Genomic DNA, 12,401 nt, shown 5'->3' with positions numbered 1-12,401 from the left:
TTATTGCGTGTTGGGAAAAATTTTAAATCTAGTGGTGTTGCTCCCACTCATTAACATCCTTGTGTTCATAAGGTTCAACCATCATTTCGTCAATGGTTTTTCCTTTCTTATCGAAACCGAATTTATGAAGTATGTTATCAAAAATCTGATACATTACGGGTACAACTACCAAGGTTAAGAAGAGCGAACTCGTTAAACCTCCAATAATTACCCAGGCCAAACCATTTTTCCAGTCGGCACCTGCACCACTTGCTAGGGCAATAGGCAACATACCAATTACCATCGCAATCGTTGTCATCAAAATTGGACGTAAACGAGCATGATTCGCTAAAATTAACGCTTCGTGGGTAGATTTGCCTTGCGCTTTCATTTGGTTGGTAAAGTCAACCAGGATAATCGCATTCTTAGCTACCAGACCCATTAGCATAATGAAACCAAGGATGGTGAAAATACCCAAAGCGTTGTTGGTTAATGCTAATGCTAGTAAGGCTCCAATTAACGCTAATGGTAGCGAAAACATTACCACAAAAGGATAAACGAAACTATCATAAAGGGCTACCATAATCAAGTAAACCAAAATAATCGCTGCTAATAAGGCAATACCTAAGGTACCAAAACCTTCGCTCTGATTTTCTTGGTCACCAGCCCAGTAGAAGCTAATGCCAGCAGGTTTTTGCATTTTGTCTAAAGCAGCTTGGAAATCTGCCACTACAGAGCCTGTCGGCCTACCTACGGTTTGCGCTTTGACAGTTACCGAGGTCGATTTGTTCAAGCGCTCTAGCAAACTTGGTCCAGAACCTTCTTTGATGTCTGCAAATTGCGAAAGCTTGATCTGTTGGCCAGCTGGATTTACGAAGATCAAATTACGTACATCGTCGATATCCTTACGGTCAAAATCTTGGTATTGGATATTGATGTCGTACTCGTATTCCCCTTGACGGAATTTACCATCAGTGTTACCGGCAAAAGCAGTTTGCATGGTGGTACCTACGGTTGATAGATTTAAACCAAGCGCCGACATTTTATCACGGTCTACTTTTACGTTGATTTCAGGCGTTCCTTTTTCTACCGAAAGTTTAATTTGCGTAGCACCAGGGATTTTTGCCATTACTTTTTCGGCTTTCTGGGCAAAGGCCAAAACGCTATCTAGTTCAGAACCCATCACCACAAATTGGATTGGAGCTTCATCAGCTGTACCCAAAATACCAATAGGAACTGTTTTAATTTTGGCACCTACCAATATTTTCTCTAATTCACGGGTATAAGTGGTCGAAATAATATCAGAAGCCACGTTGTTACGCTCTGGTTTTTCTACCAACTTCACGTTGATTTCAGATTTGTAAGCTGTAGCTGTAGTACCGCCCATACCTTCGCTCGATTGTCCAACAGTGGTGATCATTTGAACCACCTCTTTTTGTTTGCTCAAATAGTTTTCAGCTTTTTGGGTATAGAAGTTGGTTTGTTCTAATGATACGTCTTTAGGCATTTCTATTTGTAATAAGAACTCACCTTTATCAGATTTAGGGAAGAACTCACCGCCTATAAAACCTCCTATTACTAAATATAATGAACTGCAAAACATTAAGAACACTATCAAGATCGTCCATCTTTTGTGACTTAATGACCACTCTAATAATTTAGTTATCCACTGTGTAAATCTATGTAGCTGTTTTTCAAACCAAAGAATGAATTTACCGAAGATGTTTTTACCTTCAATACGTTCCAATTTACCAAAACGAGAGAAGATTAAAGGTACGATGGTAAACGACGCTACTAGGGATAATAAGGTAGAGATAATTACTACCACACAGAACTGACGTAAAATGTTGGCTACCATACCCGTACTTACGGCGATAGGGAAGAACACTACCACGATTACGAATGTAATGGAAACTACAGTAAAACCGATTTCGCGGGTTGCATCAGCGGCGGCACGTACTTTGTTTTTGCCCATCTCCATATGGCGCTGGATATTTTCCAAAACCACAATCGCGTCATCCACCAAGATACCTACTACTAGGGATAGACCCAATAATGACATCAAGTTTAAGGTATAGCCAAAAAGAGAGATACCAATAAACGTGGCAATTAACGATGCAGGAATGGAAATCATTACAATTACTGCGTTACGCAAGCTATGTAAGAAGAAAAGCATTACTACGGCTACCAATACCACCGCCAACATTAAATCGTGGATCACGGCATCTGCAGATTGCAAGGTATAAACTGAACTGTCGTTTACAATTTTGATATCAAGGTTGATGTTTTTGTAATCTTCTTTAAGCTTTGCAATGATGGCTTTAGTGCCTTCACTTACCGTTACCGCATTCGCATCACTTTGTTTGATGATCTGCAAAGCGATAGAGTTAGCTCTGTTGATACGGGCAATCTTCTCCGTTTCCTTTTGCGTATCCTGAACGTCAGCAATATCGCCTAAACGAACTTGTGCGCCATCTTTGCTGGTGCTTACTACCAAGTTGCGCATTTCCTCTACGCTGGCATATTTACCTGATAAACGCACTAAAATGTCTTGCGCTTTGGTTTTTACGCTACCAGTAGGGAAGTCTAGGTTAGAAGCGAGGATGGCCTGTTGTACTGCAGGTACAGATAAGCCGTAACCTTGCATGGCTTTAGCATCTAAAGCTACTTTAATTTCACGCTCAGAACCACCAATTAGGTTTACTTGGGCTACACCGGATACACGAGAGATGATTGGTGCAATACGTTTGTCCATCAAATCGTAGAACGAAATGTCGTCCATTTTAGCGGATGCCGACATGGTGATTACTGGGAAATCATCCAAAGAGAATTTACTCAACGATGGTTGCTTCACATCATCAGGTAAGTCAGCTAAAATGGCATTTACTTTTCTTTGTGCATCATTTAGGGCAATATCAATCACCGCTTTATCGGTAAGGGTAATAATTACCACCGATAAGCCTTCGTAGGAGTTGGCATTAATTTTCTTGATGTTTTCCATCGAAGAAACAGCATCCTCAATTTTTTTGGTTACGGTACTTTCTACCTCGTTTGGCGAAGCACCAGGGTAGATGGTAGAGATAGATACTACATTGGGAGAGAACTTCGGTAAAAGCTCATACCCCAAAGAGAAATAACTCAAGAGTCCCATCAGGGTAAGTGCGGTAAACACCACAATTACCAGCGAGGGCCTTTTTATGGATATGTCAGTAATTTTCATCGTATTACTTTGTTTTTTAGTGGTGACGAAGCTCATTCCGTTTTTATCGGATTGGTTTCGTCTTTTTAGTGTTGCGTTTTAGTATTCAGACTAGGTTTAGCCAGTTCTACTCCTGTATCCTAAACTTTATACTTCTTTACTTTTAACTGGTTACTTGATTACCGTAACTGGAGCACCTTCGGTAAGGTTAATTTGTCCACTTGTAATCACTGTTTCTCCTTCTTTGAGGCCATCTAAAATTTCTACAGACTCTCCTAAAATACGACCAGAAACTACCTTGCGTAGTTCAGCTATGTTCTTAGAAGTGTTTAAAACATATACTTCGTTACTGCTAACACTGCCCACAAAAGAAGTACGTGGAACCAAAATTGCTGGTGCTTGCTTAGGGAATTTGAACAAAGCAGTGCCATACATACCGGCTCTTAAGCTGTTTTTAACATTGTTGGTTACCTCAACCTCAATAGGGAAGTTTAAAGTTTGATCTGCTTTTGCAGCAATAAATGTTACTTTGCCCGAAAAACTTTCATTAGGGAAAACTGAAGATTGAATTTGAACAGCATCACCAATTTTTAGATTGGCTACTTGACTTTCGTTTACATTCACTTTCAATTTTAACTTAGAAACATCAACCAATTCAAATAATTGCGTACCGGGAGATACTACCGCACCTACCTCAATCATTTTCTTGTTTACCACACCGTTGATCGATGAACGGATATTGGCATCGCTAAGTTTACGTTGTTGCTGTTGCAGATGCAATTTGGCATTTTCTGCCGCAAGTCTCGCTTGGTCCAGCTGTTGTTGGGTTACACCGCCTGTTTTGAAAGAACTTTCATAGCGAGCTAGATCTTTCACTGCATTTTGATAAGTTGCTTCTGCAGTTTCTCTATCTGTATTTAAAATTTCAGCATCAATTCTAGCCAAAACGGTTCCTTTGCTTACGCGGCTACCCTCCTGAACATAAATTTTGCTTACGCGACCGGAGTTCTCTGCGCTAAAATTCAACTCTTGATTTGGAGCAAAAGTTCCATTTGCAGTAAAGTCTAAATTAATTTCTTTACGCTCAACATTAGCCACTTTTACAGCAACGGCACCACTGCCTTTGGCAATAAAATCGGTAGTTTCCTGTGCTTTCTTTTTGTTGTTGTTTAATACATAGGCTATAGCACCCAGTACCACAACTAATATGACAATAATGGTTATTACTCTTTTCATTTTATCTGATATTATTTCTTCTGTATTTGGTTTATTGTGCTAAAGTTTTAATATCTCCTTTAGCTTTAATTAATTGTATCTCGGCAATTTTATAATTCAATAACGCCTGTGTATAGCTGTTTTGGGCTTGCGTTAGTGCGTTTTCAGTATCCAAAAGATCCGTTAACGATGCAAGACCATTATTATAGTTGTTTTGCGTGCTTACATAAATCTCCCTTGCCAATTCAGCATTTTTCTTTTGCGCATTAATCGTGTTAATACTGTTTCTTATCTGAATCTTGGCATTGTCATAAGCTAAGTTTAATGAATTGGTAGTTTGTCTACGGTCTTCCTCAAACTGCTTGATTTCCACATCGGCTTGACGTACTTTCGAACGGGTTAAGAAACCATTGAAAATAGGGATACGTAATGTTAAGCCAATTGCCGAAGCATCAAAACCGATAGCATTACGGTTTGATTTCAAGAAATCGAAACTGTTCGACTGACTATTGTAATTATAGTTGGCATTTAGTGAAAGATTCGGGTAGTACTCGGAAACATAAGCTTTGCGTTGCAAGTTTAAAAGATTTCTTTGCACATCCATTAATTTCATCTCTGTTCTGCCTCCTAGGTTAATGGTATCAGCTAAGGCTGGGTTTTGGTTAACTTCTGTAAGCTCAGACGATGGAAGCGTAATAGGTGTATTTACCGGCATCCCCATCGAAAACTTTAATTGGTTTTCCAACATGGTAATGGCATTGGCAACTTCAGCTCGTTGAGTGTTCAAATTGGTAAGGTTAACATTGATACGGTCAACATCGATTTTTTTAGCCAAACCATTTTGATATTGGTTAGAAATGATCTTCTCAACCACCTTTACATTTTTTATATTGGTGTCAATTACATTCAACTGCTGTCTGTTTACCAAAACTTGGTAGTAATTATTTGCCACTTGTTCTATAACCTGTTCTTGGGTAAGCTGCGCATTTAATCTGTAATAAGCTTCACTAGCTTTTGCGGCTTGTAGACCAGTAAAAACCTGTTGGTTAAACAGTTGTTGCGATAACTGAACGCCGGCAACCGAATTCCAAGCTTGGCCCATTTTAAATGACTGTGTTTGGCCACCAATATCTGCCACCAATTGACCAATAATAGCGTTGTAAGTAAGTCCAGCGTTTCCGGTAATTTGTGGTAAAGCTTGTGCTCTTACTTCTTGAGTCTTGAATTTGCCTTTGTCAATATCAAGGACTGCTTTTTTAGCCGCTGTGTTATTTTCCAAGGCATATTTTAAAGCCTCTTTCAATGTTATTGGCTGTTGTGCAACAGTTAATGCTGGCAAACCGAAACTGGCTGCGAGCAGCAACATCAGTTTTACCGTTTTTATTCTTAACATAGTTGATTATTTATTAATTTTTGGGTGAATTCTGTATTAATTAAATGGTTCTTTCTATTTCTTTCTTGTCCATTTGTTCTTTGTCGTATTTATGGATGAGTTTAAGCCCCTCATTGTTACAAATTCCGTATAAAAAATGACGGGTTATTTCAACCATGATGTTGGCAAGGCTGTGTTTTTTGGTGTCGTAGTGTCCGTTTTGCGTAAAAACTACATCTACTTGGTCCAATCTCATTCTGGTAATAATTTCCAGATTAAGGTCTTTGCGGTATAAACCTTCGGCAATACCACGTTCCAGATTTTCCATTACCTTTTTGCCAATTTCTTTTTCCTTAAAGGCCATAAAGTTCAACCAAGCTTCCTGATGATATTTTTGCAGATCATAAAAAAGCATGGGATTCATTGTCTCCAAGAAAAAATCCATATCCTGCATGGCAAAGAAAACCTCTTCAACTGCATTCTCCGATTCTTGAGAACACTTGTTCATTTGCAGGTCTTGATTAACTATTCTATCATGGATAAGAATATTGATCAATTCGTTTTTGTCTTTAAAGTTCTGATAAATGGTTTTTTTTGAGATGGCCAAATGTTTGGCAATATCGTCCATGGTTACACTTTTGAAACCATATTGACAAAAAAGTTTATCAGCCCCGTTAATAATATAATCTTTTACTTCCAATTTAAACTCCCTTTCAAAATCCGCTGCAAAACTATGGAAACTTTTTTTAATCTTAAAGTTTCCTGTAGGATTTTTTTTACAATTGTCCGAAGTTACATTTGCGAGACAAATGATCTCGTTCAGTGTGAGTTATGGCCAAATCGCAAATCACAAATCTTAAATTGTAAATCATTGCTACATTTGCAATAAAAATACTTTATGCCTTTTATCAGCAACTACTCCCTTAAAAACCTCAACACTTTTGGAATTGATGTAAATGCGAAGCTGTACGTAGATGTTTCAACGGAAGCAGATTTAAAAGACGTTTTTGCCAGTCCATTAGTAAAGGAAAACAAACTGTTGGTTTTGGGAGGTGGTAGCAACATGCTTTTTACCAAGGACTATGATGGACTTGTGCTTAAGGTAAATATTAAAGGCATTAATGTTATCCAGCAAGGTGATGATGTTCTGGTAACCGCTGGAGCAGGAGAGGTTTGGGATATCTTGGTGAAATATTGTGTGGCACATGGATATGCCGGATTGGAAAACCTAACCTTGATTCCAGGGACGGTAGGAGCATCGCCCATACAAAACATAGGTGCTTATGGCGTAGAAATTAAAGATGTTTTGGAAAGTTGCACTGCATTTGAAATCGCTACAGGCGAAATTAAAACGTTTAGCAAAGCCGACTGTGAATTTGGCTATCGCGAAAGTATTTTCAAAGGAAAGTTAAAAGGAAAATACATCATTACTTCGGTAACTTATCGTTTATCAAAAATACCTAATCTGCAAACTCATTATGGGGCAATCAACACAGAGCTCGAAAGGAGAGGCATTGCTAATCCTACCATTGCCGATGTTTCAAATGTTGTGGCTGCCATTAGGGTAAGTAAATTGCCCGATCCTTCAACCATTGGTAATGCGGGAAGTTTTTTTAAAAACCCGGTAATAGATCAACAATCGTTTGATAAACTACTGTCGAATTTTCCAGACATACCTCACTATCCAGCTCCAAATGGACGTGTAAAGTTGGCCGCGGGCTGGTTGATTGAACAATGTGGTTTTAAGGGAATGATTGACGGCCACACCGGAACCTGGAAAAATCAAGCGCTCGTACTTGTTAATCATGGAGGGGCAACTGGACAGGAGGTGTACAGATTTTCGGAAAAAATAATTGAAACTGTACGGCAAAAATTTGGTGTTCTGTTAGAAAGAGAAGTAAATATTTTTTAATCTAGTGCTTTTGGGAGTACATTTTTCATTTTTTTAAATTTTAGTCGATAGTTTTTGTTGTTTTTGGTATCATAGTTGTAAGGTGTTACACAACTATGACAGTTGCAACCCCATCTCGCATCTGTTCTTTTTTATTAACTAAAAACTAAAGAATATGACACAGCTGCAATTTAACGAACAACTAAACGACTACTCTACCTCATTGAAATCATTTGCCTTGAATTTTACCAAAGACCTGGAAGACGCGAATGATTTGGTGCAGGATACGATGCTCAAAGCTGTAACATATTATAGTAAATTTAAAGAAGGTACCAATTTAAAAGGTTGGCTTTTCACCATCATGCGCAATACTTTCATTAACAATTATAGACGCTTGGTAAAAACTAACGCCTTGATTACGCAAAGCGATGACATTACTTATGCCAACTTGCATTACAGCGCAACCAACAATGCGGTTGAAAGCAAATTTGTACTGAAAGACATCAACAAAGCTTTAGAGTCATTGGCTCCTGAGTATTATATTCCTTTCATTAAATATTTTGAAGGATTTAAATACCATGAAATAGCCGAAGAACTTAACATTCCAATTGGTACGGTAAAAACCAGAATACACGTAGCTAGAGGACAGCTAAAAAAATACCTTAAAAACTACTCTGTTGACAGAGGATAATCATACAGGAGCCCCGATAAACTCGGGGCTTTTTTTATTGTATTGATTGTTGTTTGAAAAGATATTTCATTGCTATTCATGTGCTGTAGCCCCGCCTGCCTACCGCAGGCAGGCTTTTCATTCCAAGTCCGCACTCGCAGCTCGTTTACGGGCTTTCCATTTCAATCGGGTTTAGGTGGCAATTTTAGTGCTTTGCACTACGTCAAAATTGGTAGACTATTAACCTCAGTTCGATTGTTAAAATTTGAGAAATAGCCCTTAAAACTGATGCTTACCTGTAGCGAAGCGGAAAGCTACGTAGTAAAATGAATCAGCATGACGAACCGCTCAATCTGACGTCATCCTGACCTGTAGCGGAGTGGAAAGCTATGCAATAAATTTATTTCAGGGTCAGCAAAAAAAAGTGGTATCATTTCATTAAAAATCAACTAATAATGATCGAAATCAGGTTATTAAATCCAGTTTAAATATCCAAAAATCCAAACAACTAAACAACCACTTCTCAACCAATATAAAATCATACTTTTGGGGAATAATACCACAATATGATGAAGTTTGTTTTTCTAATTTTAGCGCTGGCTCCCCTTTTACTTCCATTGATCTTTCAAATCGATAAGCAAATCTTTAAAGATGGCTTTCTAAAGGCATCGTTTGGTGCCAGTTTGGTGGCCACTATTCTGTTCTCGGCCATTAACGTAGTGCTATACCTACTCGGTTTGGTTAGTTATGATACTAAAAATACGCTGTCAATCAGTTTTAAGGAGATTCCTTTGGAGCAGTATCTGCTTCATTTTAGTTTGAGCTTTGCCGCAATCTCTGTTTATCAATACCTCACTTTACGTTTCCCTAAAAACGATTTGCAGAAATACAGCTTGGCCTTTAGCAATTTGTTACTGGGGCTTTGTGTGGCTTTTTTGTTCTTCGGTTATACCAAGTGGTATACGATGTTGACTTTTGCTACACTTCTATTAACGTTATTGCTGATTGAGTACGTAGGTAAATTACGATTTATGTATAGGGCCTATCGTGCTTTTGCAGGTATGTTGCTGCCATTGCTTATCGTTTATGCTATTTTGGCTTGGAACGGTATTGTTATGGTTGCCGAAAATGGCGTTTCGGGATTGCATATTGCAAAAGTTCCGGTAGAAACCATATTTATGTTTCTTTCCGCTTTGCTGGTGAGCATTTACATGTTCGAATTTTTTAAAAGCAAGAGAGCCGCTTAATGGAATTGCTATCTTATACTAAACAGCAACTGGCTTTACGCAACGGGCAAGATAAGCCGCAAATATGGGTAGCCTACAAAGGCATTATCTACGATGTTACCGAAAGCCGTTTATGGAGAAACGGTAAACATTATGAACATTGGGCAGGGCAGGATCTTACCGATGAATTGGCCGATGCGCCGCATACTGAAGCGGTTTTTGAGAAGCTGGAAAAGGTAGGGGTGTTGACTTAATTTAATCTTCGCTGAACAGATGCCGTAAATAGACCTCGGGGTTTTCTAAGAAATTTTTTGTTAATTGATAGTGTTCTGTTTGGGCATAATTCACTTCCTGTATTCCTTCATTGTCAAAGTTATAAATAGTTGCTTCTGGATAGCAAAGTAAGATGGGAGAATGTGTGGCAATGATGAATTGGGCTCGCCTACTCTGTTCAAGTTTGTGTATAATGCTCATGAAACTTAAAATTCTGGCAGGAGATAGGGCAGCCTCTGGCTCATCTAGGAGGTAAATTCCGGCCTCAAATTGGTTGTTGAATAAGGCAAGGAAAGATTCTCCATGCGATTGGTGATGTAAGGATTTGCCCCCATAGGCTTGGTAAAATTTACTTGGATCTCGTTCTTCTTTCGCAATTTCATCGATAAGGTTTGCGAAATTGAAAAAACTTTCTGCTCGCATAAAAAAGCCATTGTTTATTCTACGAGGTGTCCAAGTTAATTGAATGGGTTGTGTTAATGGACTTTCATATCCGTCGAAATTTACACCTGTATTTAGGTTATGGTTTCGATTGCCCCCTCTTAAATTAAAACCTATTTTCTCCGCTATGGCTTCCAGCAAGGTTGATTTACCTGAGCCATTCTCTCCAACAAAAAAAGTAACATTGTTTTTTAAGGGCAGATGGATACCGTATTTAAAAGAAGGTATATTAAATGGGAATGAATGTCCATTAGGTATATGGCAGTCGATATTACTTAGATAAGGCATGCTTAAAAATAGCGATACCTTTTATATAGAGGAAGGGAAAAGGTTATTTTTTGTAGGTTACTAACAAAAATAGCCCCGCTTGTACGGTACCTTAGGTACAGCGTAAAACGGGACTATTTTTATATCGTAGCAGGACTATTGCACTGCTAAAAACTAATTTTGAGTAATTTCGAAGCTGCTCAAGTTCACAAATTGTTGCAAACGGTTGGCAATTTCTTCTTGGCTTAGCGATAATAATTTCTCGGTACCAAATTTCTCTACGCAGAAGGAAGCCAATGCTGATCCGTATATCAAGGCATTTTTCATGTTGTTGAAGTTGATGGTTCCTACTTTGGCCAAGTAACCAATAAAGCCACCTGCAAAAGTATCGCCAGCACCAGTTGGGTCAAACACATCGGCCAAAGGTAATGCTGGTGCAGAGAAGATTTTGTCTTCGTGGAATAGCAAGGCACCGTGCTCGCCTTTTTTGATGATTAAATATTTAGGTCCCATGGTTAAAATTTTGTTGGCCGCTTTTACCAATGAGTATTCGCCGGATAATTGACGGGCTTCCGAATCGTTAATGGTCAATACGTCCACCATTTTAATGGTTTCTAGCAGGTCGTCCATCATAATGTCCATCCAAAAGTTCATGGTATCAAGTACAATTAGTTTCGGACGGTTTTTTAGCCTTTTAATTACAGTTTGTTGTATTTGAGGGGTAAGGTTGCCCAGCATCAGGTACTCGCAATCTTGGTAGCTTTCAGGAATAATGGGGTCAAAGTTTTCTAATACGTTTAATTCTGTAATTAAAGTATCGCGGCTGTTCATATCGTTATGGTATTTTCCGCTCCAGAAAAAAGATTTTTCTCCTTCTTTGATCTGCAAACCTTCGGTATCAATACCATGTTGGTTTAACTTGTTAATGTCTTCTTTTTTGAAATCATCGCCAACAACAGCAACAATTTTTGTACGATTATAGAAGTAAGAAGCAGCCAAACTAGCGAAAGTAGCAGCTCCGCCTACAATTTTATCTGTTTTTCCGAAGGGAGTTTCAATGGCATCGAAGGCCACAGTACCTATGATTATCAGGCTCATACGTTGTAACTTGTAATTTTTGTCTTTTTTTTCGCTACAAATATTGCATAAATAATTTAAAAGCCCTAATATTGCATTCCCAAAACGAACGAGGGTGTTCAAATTAAAAAGAGCATTTGAAAGCGTTTTGAGCAACCAGCACTCCTTCTTAGCTCAGCTGGTTAGAGCATCTGACTGTTAATCAGAGGGTCGCTGGTTCGAGCCCAGCAGAGGGAGCAAATGCCTTACTTATGTAGGGCTTTTTAATTGAAAAGTTGAATAACCAGATATTTTCCCTTGAGGAAAAAATATTCCTTCTTAGCTCAGCTGGTTAGAGCATCTGACTGTTAATCAGAGGGTCGCTGGTTCGAGCCCAGCAGAGGGAGCTTAAAAGCCGTAACATATGTTGCGGCTTTTTTTGTTTGTAATCGCATAAAGTTGACCTTGCTAATGCTATTATTCATTAGCCATTTTTCTTTTGGACAAGGTGCCTTCAAAAAGATCGATTCGATTATAAAAGATAGTTATCAGAAAAAATCTTCTATAAAGATGCAAAAAGAGAGATGGGATTAGGTACAAATATTATAACCGATGACCAAAATACCCTTTATGTAAAAACAGGAGATTCCATGGGGCAATCTTCAATCATTTGCTACAATAGGGCTAAAAATTGGGGAATCATTATTTTGCTAGACCAAAGAAATTCCAAAATGAGGCAAAACTTGTTGAATGAAATTACAACAACTGTTTTGAAGTAAATAAGAAAGCCGCAACATTTGTTGCGGCTTTTT

Annotated in this window: 11 protein-coding genes and 2 tRNA genes; 7 read left to right on the top strand and 6 right to left on the bottom strand. The window is 38.5% G+C overall.

Features of this window, described 5'->3' with window-relative positions; genetic code table 11:
* Nucleotides 1-28: 28 nt before the first annotated feature.
* The 4 genes from ABDV71_RS17780 to ABDV71_RS17765 all read right to left on the bottom strand — a co-directional run bounded on the left by ABDV71_RS17780 (nucleotide 29) and on the right by ABDV71_RS17765 (nucleotide 6,465).
* On the bottom strand, nucleotides 29-3,199 hold the full coding sequence (locus ABDV71_RS17780) for an efflux RND transporter permease subunit (RefSeq protein ID WP_343534967.1): 3,171 nt from the start codon (nucleotides 3,197-3,199) through the stop codon (nucleotides 29-31).
* Between the two features lie 150 nt (nucleotides 3,200-3,349).
* Nucleotides 3,350-4,414, bottom strand: coding sequence for an efflux RND transporter periplasmic adaptor subunit (locus ABDV71_RS17775; RefSeq protein ID WP_343534965.1), 1,065 nt, complete (start codon nucleotides 4,412-4,414; stop codon nucleotides 3,350-3,352).
* Nucleotides 4,415-4,445: 31 nt separating this feature from the next.
* Nucleotides 4,446-5,786, bottom strand: coding sequence for a TolC family protein (locus ABDV71_RS17770; protein WP_343534963.1), 1,341 nt, complete (start codon nucleotides 5,784-5,786; stop codon nucleotides 4,446-4,448).
* Nucleotides 5,787-5,826: 40 nt separating this feature from the next.
* A complete protein-coding gene (locus tag ABDV71_RS17765) occupies nucleotides 5,827-6,465 on the bottom strand; it encodes a helix-turn-helix domain-containing protein (protein ID WP_343534962.1) in 639 nt (212 codons plus the stop codon).
* Nucleotides 6,466-6,663: 198 nt separating this feature from the next.
* Here ABDV71_RS17765 and murB point away from each other — a divergent pair, with 198 nt between their 5' ends.
* The 4 genes from murB (at nucleotide 6,664) to ABDV71_RS17745 (ending at nucleotide 9,806) form a co-directional block, all read left to right on the top strand.
* Nucleotides 6,664-7,677 (top strand): UDP-N-acetylmuramate dehydrogenase, encoded by a 1,014-nt coding sequence (gene murB, locus ABDV71_RS17760; RefSeq protein ID WP_343534961.1) that lies wholly within the window; start codon nucleotides 6,664-6,666, stop codon nucleotides 7,675-7,677.
* Between the two features lie 154 nt (nucleotides 7,678-7,831).
* Nucleotides 7,832-8,347: an RNA polymerase sigma factor gene (locus ABDV71_RS17755; RefSeq protein WP_343534960.1), complete on the top strand. Its 516-nt coding sequence runs from the start codon at nucleotides 7,832-7,834 to the stop codon at nucleotides 8,345-8,347.
* A 545-nt stretch (nucleotides 8,348-8,892) separates the two neighbouring features.
* Complete coding sequence (locus ABDV71_RS17750; RefSeq protein WP_343534959.1) at nucleotides 8,893-9,573, top strand: lycopene cyclase domain-containing protein; 681 nt, start codon at nucleotides 8,893-8,895, stop codon at nucleotides 9,571-9,573.
* On the top strand, nucleotides 9,573-9,806 hold the full coding sequence (locus ABDV71_RS17745; RefSeq protein ID WP_343534957.1) for a cytochrome b5 domain-containing protein: 234 nt from the start codon (nucleotides 9,573-9,575) through the stop codon (nucleotides 9,804-9,806). Before ABDV71_RS17750 ends, ABDV71_RS17745 begins: the two co-directional genes overlap by 1 nt.
* Nucleotide 9,807: 1 nt before the next feature.
* Here the strand turns inward: ABDV71_RS17745 and ABDV71_RS17740 are convergent, their stop codons facing one another.
* Nucleotides 9,808-10,554 (bottom strand): AAA family ATPase, encoded by a 747-nt coding sequence (locus ABDV71_RS17740; protein ID WP_343534956.1) that lies wholly within the window; start codon nucleotides 10,552-10,554, stop codon nucleotides 9,808-9,810.
* A gap of 153 nt (nucleotides 10,555-10,707) precedes the next feature.
* On the bottom strand, nucleotides 10,708-11,631 hold the full coding sequence (locus ABDV71_RS17735) for a PfkB family carbohydrate kinase (protein ID WP_343534955.1): 924 nt from the start codon (nucleotides 11,629-11,631) through the stop codon (nucleotides 10,708-10,710).
* A gap of 142 nt (nucleotides 11,632-11,773) precedes the next feature.
* Between ABDV71_RS17735 and ABDV71_RS17730 the strand changes: the two genes are divergently transcribed.
* The 3 genes from ABDV71_RS17730 (at nucleotide 11,774) to ABDV71_RS17720 (ending at nucleotide 12,368) form a co-directional block, all read left to right on the top strand.
* A tRNA-Asn gene (locus ABDV71_RS17730) sits at nucleotides 11,774-11,847 on the top strand.
* Between the two features lie 75 nt (nucleotides 11,848-11,922).
* Nucleotides 11,923-11,996 (top strand) — tRNA-Asn (locus ABDV71_RS17725).
* Nucleotides 11,997-12,173: 177 nt separating this feature from the next.
* A complete protein-coding gene (locus ABDV71_RS17720) occupies nucleotides 12,174-12,368 on the top strand; it encodes a hypothetical protein (RefSeq protein WP_343534953.1) in 195 nt (64 codons plus the stop codon).
* Nucleotides 12,369-12,401: the final 33 nt, after the last annotated feature.

The organism is Pedobacter sp., assembly GCF_039594775.1.
Lineage (GTDB): Bacteria > Bacteroidota > Bacteroidia > Sphingobacteriales > Sphingobacteriaceae > Pedobacter.
This window is presented reverse-complemented; position numbering and strand designations above follow the sequence as displayed.